Source organism: Thioclava sp. DLFJ5-1 (genome assembly GCF_002020115.1).
In the GTDB taxonomy this organism is placed as follows: Bacteria; Pseudomonadota; Alphaproteobacteria; order Rhodobacterales; family Rhodobacteraceae; genus Thioclava; species Thioclava sediminum.
This window is the reverse complement of the sequence record NZ_MPZU01000001.1, coordinates 482,580-495,890: the sequence shown is the minus strand read 5'-3', so window position 1 is coordinate 495,890 and position 13,311 is coordinate 482,580. Positions and strand designations below refer to the sequence as shown.

Below are 13,311 nucleotides of genomic sequence, written 5' to 3'. Positions count from 1 at the left end.
CACCCGTGCGCGCCGCAAGGCAGGGTAGCGCCAACCAAGGAGCGAGCATGCCGATCAAGAACCGTTTTGCCGAGATGCACGCGGAAGCCACCGCATGGCGGCACGATTTTCACCGCAATCCCGAACTGCTTTACGATCTGCCGCGCACCTCCGGCCGCGTGGCCGAGCTGCTGCGTGAATTCGGCTGCGATGAGGTGGTCGAGGGGATCGGGCGCACGGGTGTCGTTGGCGTGATCGAAGGGCAAGTCGCGCGCCAGGGCGGGCTGCGCTGTGTCGGTCTGCGCGCCGATATGGATGCGCTGCCGATCCGCGAGAAAACCGGCGCGGAACACGCCTCCGAGGTCGAGGGCAAGATGCATGCCTGCGGCCATGACGGGCACACGTCCACCCTGCTCGCGGCGGCGAAATACCTTTGCGAGACGCGTGCCTTTACGGGTCGTGCCGTGATGATTTTCCAGCCCGCCGAAGAGGGTGGGGCCGGGGCCAAGGCGATGATCGAGGACGGTCTGATGGAGCGTTTCGGCATCGAGGAGGTCTATGCGCTGCACAACATGCCGGGGATGGAGCCGGGCAGTTTCGGCATCCGGCCTGACGCGATGATGGCGGCGGCGGATTTCTTCGACATCGTGGTGACCGGCAAGGGCGGCCATGCGGCGAAACCGCAGGAAGTGATCGACCCGGTGCCGATCTCCGCGCATCTGATCCTCGCGCTGCAAAGCATCGTATCCCGCGCGACCGATCCGCTGGAGGAGATCGTGCTGTCGGTCACGACGCTGGAGACCGATTCGAAAGCGCTCAATGTGATCGGCAATTCGGTGAGCCTTGGCGGGACCGTGCGCACGATGAGCGCCGAGACCCGCGATCTGGCCGAGCGCCGCCTGCGCGAAATTGCGCAGGGGGTGGCCGCGACACATGAGGCGACGGCGGAGGTCGACTACCGGCGCGGCTATCCCGTCACCCGCAACGATGCGGCGGCGGCCGAGGTCGCAGCGCAGGTGGCCGAGGCCGTGGCAGGCACCTGCGATCGCAGCGTCGACCCGATGATGGGGGCGGAGGATTTCGCCTATATGCTGGAGGTGCGCCCCGGGGCCTATGGCTTCATCGGCAATGGCCCCAGCGCGCCGCTTCATCACGCGGAATACGATTTCAACGACGCGATCCTGCCTGCGGGCGCAAGCTGGTTCGTCGGCATGATCGAGGCGCGCTTGCCAGCAGGGTGAGCCTCAGTGCATGACCATAGCCCGCGCTGGTCTCAGCGCATCACCATGACCGCGCATTTCGCATGGCGCACGACGCGCGAGGCGGTCGAGCCGATCAGGTAATCGCCAAAGCCCGGACGGTGCGACGCGATCACGATGCAATCGGCCCCGATATGTTCGGCGTAGTTCAGGATTTCATGGCCGGGCTGACCTTCGACAATCGCCCAGGCGCCCGCGTCGAACTCCGCCGCGCGCGTGGCGAGGTCGTGCTCCAACGTCTTGCGCAATTCCTCCGCATAGCCCTCGGGCATGTAGTTGATCGCATAGGCGGGGACGTCTTCCATCACATGCAGCAAGGTGATGCGCGCCCCGTCGCCTGCCAGCGCCCGCGCGACATTGAGCGCGGCATCGGGGTTGTGATCTTCGTCAAAGGCGACGGGCACGAGAATGTTGGAATACATTGGTTTGGCTCCCTTTCTTTGTCGGGAGCCTGCCAGACGGTCTGGCCCTGCGCATTGATTTGAGTCACCCCGGACGGCGGCAAAGACGCCAGATGACGCCAAGGAAGACGAGAACCGCGCCGCCCCAAAGCGCGGGCGTCAGACCGGGGCGATAGATCAGGGAGGCGAAGGCCTCGCCGGGCAGCCACCCGCCGCCCGTGGCGGAGGCGAAGCCGCCAGCGACGCGCTCGGCCACCCAATACCAGCCAAGGGCGAATAACGCCGCGAGCAGGGCCCGCAGCGGCCACGGCCCGGAAATCGCGGCGAGAAGTGCGAGCGGCAGGATCAGAACGGCGCTGGCCTTTGCGACATCGAAGGCGAGGCTCAGCCCCGTGACCGTTCGCGCACGCTCGGCATAGCCAAGCCCTGCGAGCGTGTCGAAATTGCCGAGCATCAGATGCGCCCAGAGCGTGAGCGCCACGAGCGCTGCGCCGATCAGACCCGCGCCGAGCGCGCGCGACGCACGCGCGGAAGGTTTCATCCGCCGGTATGGCTCATGTGGCGCGACATCTGGCCCGAGACGGTCTGGCGCGAATAGTCGAAATCATGGCCCTTGGGCTTGCGCGAGATCGCCTCGCGGATCGCGGCTTCCAGGGCGGCATCGTCCTCGTTGGCCCGCAGGGGCGCGCGCAGATCGGCGTTGTCCTCCTGGCCCAGACACATGAACAGCTCGCCCGTGCAGGTCACCCGCACGCGGTTGCAGTTCTCGCAGAAATTATGCGTGAGCGGCGTGATGAAGCCGATCTTTTGACCGCTTTCCTCAAGCCGCACGTAGCGCGCGGGGCCCCCCGTCGATTCCGCCAGATCGGTCAGGGTGAACCGCTCGGCCATCGCGCGGCGCACATCCGAGAGCGGCCAGTATTGATCGAGCCGCAGGTCGTCGCCCATCTCGCCCATCGGCATCACTTCGATGAAGGTCAGATCGAAGCCTTCCGCCGCGCACCAGTCGATCAGGGTGAACAGCTCGTCCTCGTTGAAGCCCTTCAGCGCGACGGTGTTGATCTTGACCTTGAGGCCCGCGCGTTTCGCCGCCTCCAGACCTTTGAGCACCTGTTCGAGCCGCCCCCAGCGCGTGATCTTCGCGAATTTGTCGGCGTCGAGCGTGTCGAGCGAGACATTGATCCGCTTCATGCCCAGTGCCGCGAGATCATCGGCGAATTTCGCAAGCTGCGAGCCGTTGGTGGTCAGCGTCAGCTCGCGCAGATCGCCGGTCTCCAGATGCCGCGAGATCGAGCGGAAGAAGGTCATGATGTCACGCCGCACCAGCGGCTCGCCCCCGGTGATGCGCAGCTTCTTCACGCCGAGGCGGATGAAGGTCGAGCAGAGCCGGTCCAGTTCTTCGAGCGTCAGCAGTTCTTTTTTCGGCAGGAACTGCATGTGTTCGGCCATGCAATAGGTGCAGCGAAAATCGCAGCGGTCGGTGACCGACACCCGCAAGTAGTCGATAGGGCGGGCGAAGGGGTCGATGAGGGGCGTGTTATCCATGGTTCGGAAAGTAAGGCGCGGCGGGCGGGGCGGCAAGGGTCGTCGCGTGGATCACGTGCGGGCAGGGCGCAGAGCGGGGGGTGGCAGTCGCCTCGGACTGCGCATAGGCTCGACTAAATTTTAAGGAGATTTCGAATGCGCAAACCCCTCTCCCGCCCGATCTTGGCGCTCACGCTGATGATGCCGATGGCGGGCTGCGCCACGCTTGGGCTGAAGGGTCCGAACGCCGCGGGCTCGGCGACCACCGCAGCCCCCGACGCCGCCACTCCGGTCGCGGCTCCGATCCCGAAGCCGAGTGCGAAAACCGCCGACTCCCTTGATACCACGACCGCAGAACAGCGCGCAGAGGCGGCGAAGAAGCCCGTGGGCGGCGAGACCAAGCTTGGCACCACCATCGCGAGCCTTGGCGATCCGGCCGATCCGGGCTTCTGGGTGAAGACCGGGCTGGTCAAAAGCGAAACCCCCGGCCGGATCGAAGACCCGAAGACCGGCAAATCCGCGAAGGTCACGCTGATCCCGTCGGGCAAGGCGGCTGGCTCGGGCTCGGAAGTGTCGCTGCCCGCGCTGCGTCTGCTCGAGGTGCCGCTGACCGATCTGCCCGAACTTACCGTTTACAAGCTTTGAGTGGCGCGCGATGAACCCTCTGCGCGAGATCGACATTCCGCCGCTCTGGCTGGTGCTCTTCGCGGCGCTGGTCTGGGCGCTGGGGCAGGTCGTTCCGATGCCGTTTCGCTATGATCGCGCGCTCGGGATGATCGCGATCGCGCTGGGACTCGCGCTTATGCTGGTCGCGGTGGGGCAGATGCTGCTTCACCGCACCACCTTCATTCCGCGCCGTGACCCGTCCGACCTCGTGACCTCCGGGGTCTTCGCGCTGTCGCGCAACCCGATCTATCTCGGCGATGCGCTGGTACTGGCGGGGCTGGCGCTGATCTGGCACGCGCCTTTGGGGCTTCTGCTGGTGCCGGTCTTCATGTGGTTCATCACGCAGCGCTACATTCTCGGCGAGGAAGCGCGGATCGCCGCGCATTTCGGCGACGCTTACACCGCCTACCGCGCCCGGACCCGCCGCTGGCTCTGATCGGGCCGCGGCAAAGTGCTGCGCCCGTCAAAAAAGCTGGTGACGGTGCAATCGGGTCGCAGCGCAAAATGGACGACCTAACGCTCTGATAATAAACCATAAATCATCCAAAAGCTCGGTATTCAATGGTATACACGAACCGGTGAGGCGCGCCGTGAACGATTAACAAGGTTTTACGGCCCATCGGTGCTTGTGAAACATTATTGCGCGATGCTAAGGAGTACGACGCAAGATTCCGGGTGCGCAGGCCATCGGCTAAACGCACCGCTATCCAAGGGGGAGTTAGAGTGAAAATCGGAGCTCCAAAGGAGATTTTCGAGGGCGAGGCGCGGGTCGCCATGACGCCCGACTCGGCTTTGCAGCTGCAAAAGCTGGGCCATGAGTGCTTCATCGAGACCGGGGCAGGCGTCCGTGCCGGCTTCACAGACGAGGCTTACGAGGCCGCGAATGTAACCGTCATCAAGACCGCCGCCGCGCTGTTCAAAGAGGTGGATTTCGTCATCAAGGTTCGGCCGCCGAGCGATACAGAGGTCAAACGCCTCAAGCCCGGCCAGACCCTGATCTCGTTCTTCTACCCGGCCCAGAACGAAGAGCTTCTGAAAGCCGCCGAGAAGACCGGCGCGAACGTGATCGCGATGGACATGGTCCCGCGGATTTCGCGCGCGCAGAAGATGGATGCGCTGTCGTCGATGGCCAATATCGCGGGCTACCGTGCGGTGCTCGAGGCAGGCAACAACTTTGGCCGTTTCTTCACGGGTCAGGTGACGGCGGCGGGCAAGGTTCCGCCGGCGAAAGTGCTCGTGGTTGGTGCCGGTGTGGCCGGTCTTGCCGCGATCGGTGCCTCGACCTCGCTGGGTGCGATCACCTACGCCTTCGACGTGCGTCCCGAAGTGGCCGAACAGATCGAGTCGATGGGCGCCGAGTTCGTCTATCTCGACTTCGAGGAGGCCGCGAAAGACGGCGCGGAGACGGGTGGCTATGCTGCGCCGTCCTCGCCGGAGTTCCGCGAAGCCCAGCTTGCGAAATTCCGCGAACTGGCGCCCGATATCGACATCGTCATCACCACCGCGCTGATCCCGGGCCGCGACGCCCCGGTGCTCTGGACCAAGGACATGGTCGAGGCGATGAAGCCCGGTTCCGTGATCGTGGACCTCGCCGCCGAGCGTGGCGGCAACTGCGAACTGACCGTGCCGGACCAGAAGATCGTGAGCGACAATGGCGTGACCATCGTCGGCTACACCGATTTCCCGAGCCGCATGGCGACGCAGAGCTCCTCGCTCTACTCGACCAACATTCGTCACATGATGACGGACCTGACGCCCGAGAAGGACGGTGTCGTCGTCCATGACATGGAAGACGACGTGATCCGCGGCGCGACCGTGGCCTATCAGGGCGAGATCACCTTCCCGCCGCCGAAACCCAAGGTGGCCGCGATCGCGGCGCAGAAGCCGAAGGAAAAGGCCAAGGAGCTGACGCCGGAGGAGAAACGCGCCGCCGAGGTGGCCGAGTTCAAGAAGCAGACCCGCAACCAAGTGACGCTGCTCGCCGTGGGCGCGATCGTGCTTCTGGGCGTGGGCCTCGTGGCACCGGCCAGCTTCATGCAGCACTTCATCGTCTTCGTGCTCAGCTGTTTCGTGGGCTTCCAGGTGATCTGGAACGTCTCGCACTCGCTGCACACGCCGCTGATGGCTGTGACCAACGCGATCTCGTCGATCATCATCCTCGGCGCGCTGTTGCAGATCGGATCGGGCTCGTGGCTCGTGATCCTGCTCGCTGCGCTGTCGGTGTTCATGGCCGGGATCAACATCTTCGGTGGCTTCATGGTCACCCGGCGCATGCTCGCCATGTTCCAGAAGTCGTAAGAGGGGGAGAGCGTAATGGAAAACGGATTCTCGACCGCCGCCTATGTCGTCGCGGCAGTTCTCTTCATCCTCTCGCTGGGCGGCCTTTCGGGGCAGGAAAGCGCGAAACGGGCCGTGTGGTATGGCATCGTCGGCATGGGCCTTGCGGTTCTGGCGACGCTGATCGGCCCCGGCTCGGGCCTGTGGCTTCTCTCGGTCATCCTGATCGCGGCCGGCGGCATCATCGGCTGGTTCGTCGCGAACCGGGTGCAGATGACGGAAATGCCGCAGCTTGTGGCCGCGATGCACTCGCTGGTCGGTTTGGCCGCCGTCTTCGTGGGCTACAACGCCTATATCGAGATGGCGCGCGTCGGCGCGATGGGCATGGAAGAACAGCACGCGCTGAAGGGCTTTGCCGCTCTGATCGCGCATAAGACGCCGGTCGAGCTGTCGATCCTGCGCGTCGAGCTGTTCCTCGGCGTGTTCATCGGGGCGGTGACCTTCACCGGGTCGGTCGTGGCCTTCGGCAAGCTCGCGGGCAAGGTGACCTCGAAGGCCACCAAGCTGCCGGGCGGGCATATGCTCAACGCAGGCGCCGCTATTCTCTCGGTGATCCTGCTGATCCTGTTCATCAACGGGGCGGGCGCTTGGGCGCTCATCGCGATGACGCTTCTGGCCTTCTTCATCGGTTACCACCTGATCATGGGTATCGGCGGCGCCGATATGCCGGTCGTGGTGTCGATGCTGAACTCCTATTCGGGCTGGGCCGCGGCGGCGATCGGCTTCTCGCTGGGCAACGATCTTCTGATCGTGGTCGGCGCGCTGGTCGGCTCCTCGGGTGCGATCCTGTCCTACATCATGTGTAAGGCGATGAACCGCTCGTTCATCAGCGTTATCCTCGGCGGCTTCGGCGGTACCTCCGGTCCCGCGATGGAAGTCGAGGGCGAGCAGATCGCGATCGACGCCGACGGCGTGGCCTCCGCTCTGCGCGACGCAGATAGCGTGATCATCGTGCCGGGCTACGGCATGGCAGTGGCACAGGCTCAGCAGGCCGTGTCGGAACTGACCCGCAAGCTGCGCTCTCAGGGCAAGGAAGTCCGCTTCGCGATCCACCCGGTCGCGGGTCGTCTGCCGGGCCACATGAACGTGCTCTTGGCCGAGGCGAAAGTGCCTTACGATATCGTTCTGGAAATGGACGAGATCAACGAGGACTTCCCGGATACCGACGTGGTGATTGTCATCGGCTCGAATGACATCGTGAACCCCGCCGCACAGGAAGATCCGAACTCGCCGATCGCGGGCATGCCGGTTCTGGAAGTCTGGAGGGCCAAGCAGGTCTTCGTCTCGAAGCGCGGTCAGGGCACCGGTTATTCGGGCATCGAGAACCCGCTGTTCTACAAAGAGAACACCCGGATGTTCTATGGCGACGCCAAGGACTCGGTGAACCAGCTGCTGCCGCTGATCGACTGATCTGCAGGGCAGGGAAATTGGAAACGGCCGGTCGAGGGACCGGCCGTTTTCGTTTGGGATGACTGGCTCGGGGCGACTAGCCCCGGGCCGCGCCCGACCCTCCCCCCGGGAGGGCGCGTTGGCGATGTCGGCGCGGGCATGGAAGTTGTTCGGGCTTGCGAGATAAACCGCCCAGCCACATCCGTTGCAACGCGCCCACCCGAGGCTCGGGCGCGTCCCTCTGTCGTGAAGTAGAAAACCTGGGGCCTTACGCCCCCGCAGCCTCACCGGCCAGCTTGCGAATCCGTTCCACCATCGCGCGCAACCCGTTCGAGCGCTGCGCCGACAGGTGGTCGTTCAGGCCCAGACGGCCCAGCTCGGTGGGCGCGTCCACCTTCAGGACGTCTTCAACCGTCAGGCCGGAGTAAAGCGCATGCAGGATCGCGATCAGGCCCTGCACGATCATCGCGTCGCTCTCGCCCTGAAAGTCGAAGGTCGCCTGCGGGCCCTCGCCCTCGATCCGGGGCAGCAGCCAGACCTGGCTCGCACAGCCCTCCACCTTGGTCGCAGGCACCTTTACCGCATCGTCCAGGGGCGGCAATTCGCGGCCCAGCTCGATCACGTGACGGTAGCGGTCCTCCCAATCGTCGAGAAATTCGAAGGTCTCGGCAATCTCTTCAAAGGCTTCGCGCGCCATGGTTACTCGCTCCTACGGACAGGGAATTGCCTATTGGGTAACGGGTTCGCGCCCGAGGGTCCAGACGCGGCTTTTCAAAAGCGCTACAATGGGCTACCACAAATCCGGGTCCAGACCCGGGACAGTATCGGAGCCATCATGAACAAAGCCCTGATCGCGGCACTTGCCCTGACGCTCACCACCGCAGGCTGCGGCACAATCCGTGACAGCAAGCTCAACCCGTTCAACTGGTTCGGGCGCGACACGGCTGCACCGGTGGAAACACTCGCGCCGCGCGGCGGCTACCCCGTGAAGGTCGGCAAGCCGAACCAGCAGCAGGTGTCGCAGGTTTCCTCGCTCTCGGTCGAGAAGATCCCCTCGGGCGCGATCATCACCGCGATGGGCCTGCCGCCGACGCAAGGCTATTGGGATACCGATCTGGTTCCGCTGAATGGCGGTGCGCCGGATGAGAACGGCACGGTGACCTATGTCTTCATGGTTTCGCCGCCGCCCGCCGACAGCCCCGATGCGCGCCGGGTGATGACCCCGCAGTCGCGCGAGGTTTCGGCGGCTGCGTTCCTGAGCACTTACAAGCTGCAGGGCGTGCGCAAGATCGTGGTGCAGGGCGTTTCCAACGCGCGGTCCGTCGCGCGCTGATCGTCACTTCAGTTGATTGAGATGAGGCTCGGGGCGACCCGGGCCTTTTTCTTGTCGTCTTGCCCGGATCAGCCGCGACAGCGGCCCGGGCAGCGCCCGACCGCCCCCTCGGGCGGGCGCTTGTGGGGTGTCAGCGCGCGCACTGAACGCGTCCGAAACTTTCAGGGATAAAGCGAAGACCACCAAAGAAGGGGGCGCCGACCCGGCGGTCAGGCGCAGCCCTCTGGTATCCTCACACGTCGATCAGCTTCACCGCGCCGCTATCGGCGGTCAGCGCCACTTCGCCCTTGGCCAGACGCAGTGCGTCAGTGCCGAAGACCTCCGCGCGCCAGCCCTGCAGGGCGGCCACGTCGCGCTTGCCGGCGGCGATGCGATCCAGATCGGACGAAGTCGCGATCAGCTTCGCGGCGACGCCTGCCTGCTGCGATTTCGCCTTCAGAAGTACCCGCAGCAGATCGCCGAGCGCGGTGTCGACCTGCAATTGCTGGGCCTGATTATCGGGGCGGGGCAGCTTCTCGTTGGGCATCTCAAGCCCTTCGCGCACCGCCGTCAGGATGCCCTCTGCGATCTCGCCCTTGCGGGCCTCGCGCAGCAGCAGTCGCGACTTGCCCAGCTCTTCGATCGAAGAGGGCTTCGTCGAGGCCAGCTCCAGCAGCGCGTCATCCTTGAAGATCCGGCTCCGCGGGATGTTGCGGTTCTGCGCGTAACCTTCGCGGAACTGTGCCAGCTCGCGCACGATGGCGAGGAAACGGCCCGAATTGGTCCGCGTCTTCACGCGCTTCCACGCCTCTTCGGGGCGGTTGATGTAGGTCTCGGGGTTCAGCAGAACCGCCTCTTCCTCTTCGACCCAGGCGTCGCGGCCGGTTTTCTTCAGCTGTTCGTCGAGGAATTCGTAGATCACGCGCAGATGGGTCACATCGGCGATGGCGTATTTCTTCTGTGCCTCGGTCAGCGGACGGCGCGACCAGTCGGTGAAGCGCGAGGATTTGTCGAGCGACTGCTTGGCGATCTTGCGCACCAGCGTCTCGTAGCCCACCTGCTCGCCGAAGCCACACACCATCGCGGCGATCTGCGTGTCGAACAGCGGATCGGGGAAGACCTGCGCGTCGGTGTAGAAAATTTCCAGATCCTGCCGCGCTGCGTGGAAGACCTTCACGGTCTCCTTGTGGCGGTAAAGATCGTAGAGCGGCTCGAGCGAGAGATCGTCGGACAGCGGGTCGACCAGAACGGCCTCGCCTTCGGTCTCGCCATGATTGGGGAGCGCCATCTGCACGAGGCACAGCTTGGACCAGTAGGTCCGCTCGCGCAGGAATTCGGTGTCGACGGTGACGTAGGGCTCTTGCTTGGCCTTTTCGCAGAAGGCCGCGAGGGCCTCGGTCGTGGTGATGGTCTGCATATCGCGCTTTCAATTCGGTGCGGGCTCATCCCGCGCAGGTGCAAATTCCCTAGACCTTCATGGGGCAAAAGGGAAGGGCGGCGCGTGTTACGGCCCGGTTTGCGTGGCAGAAGCGCCAGTTTCAGTGCTGCAGGAGGAACGCGGCCCAGGTCAGCCCATAGAGGATGGGCTGGTGGATCAGGTAGATCGGGAGGGTGTGGCGGCCCGCGAACAGCGCGACTTTCATCACACCGCGTGTCTGATCCGGCTGGTAGCGCGCGGCGCGTTTCCAATAGCCCAGACGGTCGAGCAGTTTCGCCGCGCCCATGCCGATCAGGAACGGTCCGATCCACGGGAAGACCGGCTCGAAATCCATCGAGGGGCGCCACTTCGTCGACAGTCCGAGCCACCAGAGCCACGGGTGATTGAAGATCTCGAAGGCGTAGTTCAGATGCACCCAGACCGCGATCACGCCGAGTGCTGCCAGCAAGATCCACGGCAGGAACAGAAGTGCGGCACCGATCAGCGAACTGACGGCGATGGAATGCAGGATGCCGTAATAGATGAAGTATTCCGGCATCATCACATAGGTCGCCGCACTCACCAGTGCCGCCGCGACCACCACCTTGCCGATCCGCTTCCAGAACGGGGCGGCGCGGAAGCCGTGGCGATGGGCGAGCACGAGGCTGGCGCCGGCCATGAAGATGAAGGTGCTCGCAACCACGCGGGCGAAATCGAGAAAGGCCGGATGGAAGACCGTGCCGCGCGGCAGGAAGCCGAAATTCTCGAGATCGTAGGTCAGGTGGAAGATCGCCATGCCGATCAGCGCCACGGCCCGGATCAGGTCGGGGGCGATCATGCGCCCGCGCGGGGCCGTATCCGGGGTCGTGTCCATGCGTCAGTCATGCGCGAAGCGACGGCCGCTCGCAAGCGGATGCGGCGCATTTCGGCGTGAGCGTGCTTACAGAAAGACGCTTACAGAAAAACGGGCGTGCGGTCGCCCTCGGCGAACCGGCGCAGCACCGCCGGATAGAGGCGATGTTCCTGCACCAGTACGCGGGCCGCCAGATCGTCGGGCGTGTCGCCCGGCTCGATTGGAACGCGCGCCTGACCGAGGATCGGCCCGTCATCGAGCACCGGCGTCACCTCATGCACCGTGCAGCCCGCCACCGCATCGCCCGCCTCGATTGCGCGCTTATGGGTGTGCAGCCCGGGATATTTCGGCAAGAGCGAGGGGTGGATATTGAGCATCCGGCCCTCGAACTGCGCCACGAATTCCGGCGTCAGCACCCGCATGAAGCCCGCGAGGCATAGCACATCGGGCTTCGCGGCGAGGATCGGTTTCAGCAGCTCGGCCTCGAAGGCGGCACGATCCTTGCCATAGGGTCGGTGGTCGATGGCGGCGGTGGGCACGCCCATGCGCGCGGCCTTCTCCAGCCCCGACGCCCGTGCGTCGTTCGATGCGACCAGCACCGGGCGGGCAGGGTGGTCCTCTGCCATGCTCTCGACCAGTCGGACCATGTTCGAGCCGCCGCCCGAGATCAGGATCGCGACACGGATCACAGCAGCGCGCCCTCGTAGGCGATGCCCTCATTGGCCGTGACGGTGCCGATGCGGGTGACGGTTTCGCCTTCGCCTGCGAGCAGGGTGGCGATCTCGTCGGCCTTGTCCGCCGCGACGACGACGATCATGCCGATGCCGCAATTGAAGGTTTTCAGCAGTTCGCGCTCTTCCATCGAAGCGGTCTCGGCCAGCCAGCGGAACACGCCGGGCAGTTCCCACGCGTCGAGGTCGATCGTCGCGCCCAAGCCCTCGGGCAGAACGCGGGGCAGGTTCTCGGTCAGGCCGCCGCCGGTGATATGGGCCAGCGCATGAACGCCGCCTGCGCGCACCGCGGCCAGGCATTGTCTGACGTAAAGCCGGGTGGGCGCCAGCAGCGCCTCGCCCACCGAGCCCTCATCGAAGGGGCAGTCCGCGTCCCAGCCGAGGCCGGACATCTCGACCACCTTGCGCACGAAGGAATAGCCGTTGGAATGCACGCCGTTCGAGCCGAGGCCCAGAAGCACGTCGCCCTCGGCCACGCCTGCGGGCAGGTCGGTGCCCCGCTCCATCGCGCCGACCGCGAAGCCCGCGAGGTCGAAATCGCCCTTGGAATACATGCCCGGCATTTCCGCCGTCTCGCCGCCGATCAGCGCGCAGCCCGATTGCGCACAGCCTTCCGCGATGCCCTCGATGATGCGCGCGGCCTGATCGAGCTCGAGCTTGCCGGTCGCGAAATAATCGAGGAAAAACAGCGGCTCCGCACCTTGGCAGACCAGATCGTTCACGCACATCGCCACGAGGTCGATGCCGATCGTGTCGACATTGCCGGTGTCGATCGCGATGCGCAGCTTGGTGCCCACACCATCGGTCGCGCCGACGAGGATCGGATCGTTGTAGCCGGCCGCCTTCAGATCGAACAGCGCGCCGAAGCCGCCCAGACCCGACATCGTGCCCGAGCGCTGCGTGCGCTTGGCTGCGGGTTTGATCCGGTCCACCAAAGCATTGCCCGCGTCGATATCGACGCCCGCATCGGCATAGGTGAGGCCCTGTTTTTTCTCGGTCATCGCGGCGCACTCCGGCAAGTAAACTCTTGGCCGAAGCCCTAGCGTAACCGCACGCGCCCCGCAACGTCGAAGGGGATGGGTGCGCGCGCTTTCTTGACGCGCGCGTGCGGCCTGACTAGAGGAATACGCAATGGTGGGCCTGTAGCTCAATTGGTTAGAGCAGGGCGCTCATAACGCCTTGGTTGCGGGTTCAAGTCCTGCCGGGCCTACCAGTTTTCCGCCGAAATTTCCGCGGCTTCGTGGCCGTGTTGCCACGACTCTCCCTATGCGTGTCGCCTCGCCCGGAAAGCCCCCATTTCGCCCAATTTGCGCCGTGAGACGATCACGAACCCGCGCCAAATGAGGGCCTTGTTAGAGTATCAGTAACTATAAAAATCGAGCAGCCACGTCATAGGCCCCGATATTTTTGCACAGTCTTCGAAAGTCGGAGACCGGTCCCTCG

The 13,311-nt window shown here is 64.7% G+C and carries 14 protein-coding genes and 1 tRNA gene; 7 read left to right on the top strand and 8 right to left on the bottom strand.

All coding sequences use genetic code 11. From position 1 onward, the window contains the following. The first annotated feature begins 47 nt into the window (after positions 1–47). A complete protein-coding gene (locus BMI86_RS02400; protein WP_078539597.1) occupies positions 48–1,220 on the top strand; it encodes a M20 aminoacylase family protein in 1,173 nt (390 codons plus the stop codon). A gap of 32 nt (positions 1,221–1,252) precedes the next feature. Here the strand turns inward: BMI86_RS02400 and BMI86_RS02395 are convergent, their stop codons facing one another. From BMI86_RS02395 to moaA, 3 genes are all read right to left on the bottom strand, one after another. Then, positions 1,253–1,660, bottom strand: coding sequence for a universal stress protein (locus tag BMI86_RS02395; RefSeq protein WP_078539596.1), 408 nt, complete (start codon positions 1,658–1,660; stop codon positions 1,253–1,255). A 64-nt stretch (positions 1,661–1,724) separates the two neighbouring features. After that, positions 1,725–2,180 (bottom strand): hypothetical protein, encoded by a 456-nt coding sequence (locus BMI86_RS02390; protein WP_078539595.1) that lies wholly within the window; start codon positions 2,178–2,180, stop codon positions 1,725–1,727. After that, positions 2,177–3,184, bottom strand: a complete 1,008-nt coding sequence (gene moaA, locus BMI86_RS02385) for a GTP 3',8-cyclase MoaA (protein ID WP_078539594.1) — start codon at positions 3,182–3,184, stop codon at positions 2,177–2,179. The genes BMI86_RS02390 and moaA overlap by 4 nt, the downstream gene beginning before the upstream one ends. Before the next feature lie 135 nt (positions 3,185–3,319). Here moaA and BMI86_RS02380 point away from each other — a divergent pair, with 135 nt between their 5' ends. The 4 genes from BMI86_RS02380 to BMI86_RS02365 all read left to right on the top strand — a co-directional run bounded on the left by BMI86_RS02380 (position 3,320) and on the right by BMI86_RS02365 (position 7,576). After that, positions 3,320–3,808, top strand: coding sequence for a hypothetical protein (locus tag BMI86_RS02380; RefSeq protein ID WP_078539593.1), 489 nt, complete (start codon positions 3,320–3,322; stop codon positions 3,806–3,808). Between the two features lie 10 nt (positions 3,809–3,818). Beyond that, entirely contained in the window at positions 3,819–4,265 is a 447-nt protein-coding gene (locus BMI86_RS02375; protein ID WP_246831610.1) for an isoprenylcysteine carboxylmethyltransferase family protein, read from the top strand. Positions 4,266–4,552: 287 nt separating this feature from the next. Beyond that, the gene (locus BMI86_RS02370) at positions 4,553–6,127 is read left to right on the top strand and encodes a Re/Si-specific NAD(P)(+) transhydrogenase subunit alpha (protein WP_078539592.1); all 1,575 of its coding nucleotides are present in this window, start codon (positions 4,553–4,555) and stop codon (positions 6,125–6,127) included. 15 nt (positions 6,128–6,142) lie between these two features. After that, entirely contained in the window at positions 6,143–7,576 is a 1,434-nt protein-coding gene (locus BMI86_RS02365) for an NAD(P)(+) transhydrogenase (Re/Si-specific) subunit beta (protein WP_078539591.1), read from the top strand. Positions 7,577–7,823: 247 nt separating this feature from the next. On the opposite strand, the gene BMI86_RS02360 is transcribed toward BMI86_RS02365, so the two are convergent. Beyond that, entirely contained in the window at positions 7,824–8,252 is a 429-nt protein-coding gene (locus BMI86_RS02360; RefSeq protein WP_078539590.1) for a SufE family protein, read from the bottom strand. A 138-nt stretch (positions 8,253–8,390) separates the two neighbouring features. On the opposite strand from BMI86_RS02360, the gene BMI86_RS02355 reads away from it, so the two are divergent. Further along, positions 8,391–8,888, top strand: a complete 498-nt coding sequence (locus BMI86_RS02355) for a hypothetical protein (RefSeq protein WP_078519497.1) — start codon at positions 8,391–8,393, stop codon at positions 8,886–8,888. A gap of 232 nt (positions 8,889–9,120) precedes the next feature. Here BMI86_RS02355 and rnd read toward each other — a convergent pair whose 3' ends face one another. The 4 genes from rnd to purM all read right to left on the bottom strand — a co-directional run bounded on the left by rnd (position 9,121) and on the right by purM (position 12,869). Further along, the gene (gene rnd / locus BMI86_RS02350) at positions 9,121–10,284 is read right to left on the bottom strand and encodes a ribonuclease D (RefSeq protein ID WP_078519496.1); all 1,164 of its coding nucleotides are present in this window, start codon (positions 10,282–10,284) and stop codon (positions 9,121–9,123) included. 121 nt (positions 10,285–10,405) lie between these two features. Continuing rightward, positions 10,406–11,158 carry a heparan-alpha-glucosaminide N-acetyltransferase gene (locus tag BMI86_RS02345; protein ID WP_078539589.1) on the bottom strand — a complete coding sequence of 251 codons (753 nt, stop codon included), beginning with the start codon at positions 11,156–11,158 and terminating at the stop codon, positions 10,406–10,408. 80 nt (positions 11,159–11,238) lie between these two features. Further along, entirely contained in the window at positions 11,239–11,826 is a 588-nt protein-coding gene (purN, locus tag BMI86_RS02340; RefSeq protein ID WP_078539588.1) for a phosphoribosylglycinamide formyltransferase, read from the bottom strand. Beyond that, positions 11,823–12,869 carry a phosphoribosylformylglycinamidine cyclo-ligase gene (purM, locus tag BMI86_RS02335; RefSeq protein WP_078539587.1) on the bottom strand — a complete coding sequence of 349 codons (1,047 nt, stop codon included), beginning with the start codon at positions 12,867–12,869 and terminating at the stop codon, positions 11,823–11,825. Before purM ends, purN begins: the two co-directional genes overlap by 4 nt. A 135-nt stretch (positions 12,870–13,004) precedes the next feature. Here purM and BMI86_RS02330 point away from each other — a divergent pair. Beyond that, positions 13,005–13,081 (top strand) — tRNA-Ile (locus BMI86_RS02330). The last annotated feature ends 230 nt before the right edge of the window (positions 13,082–13,311 follow it).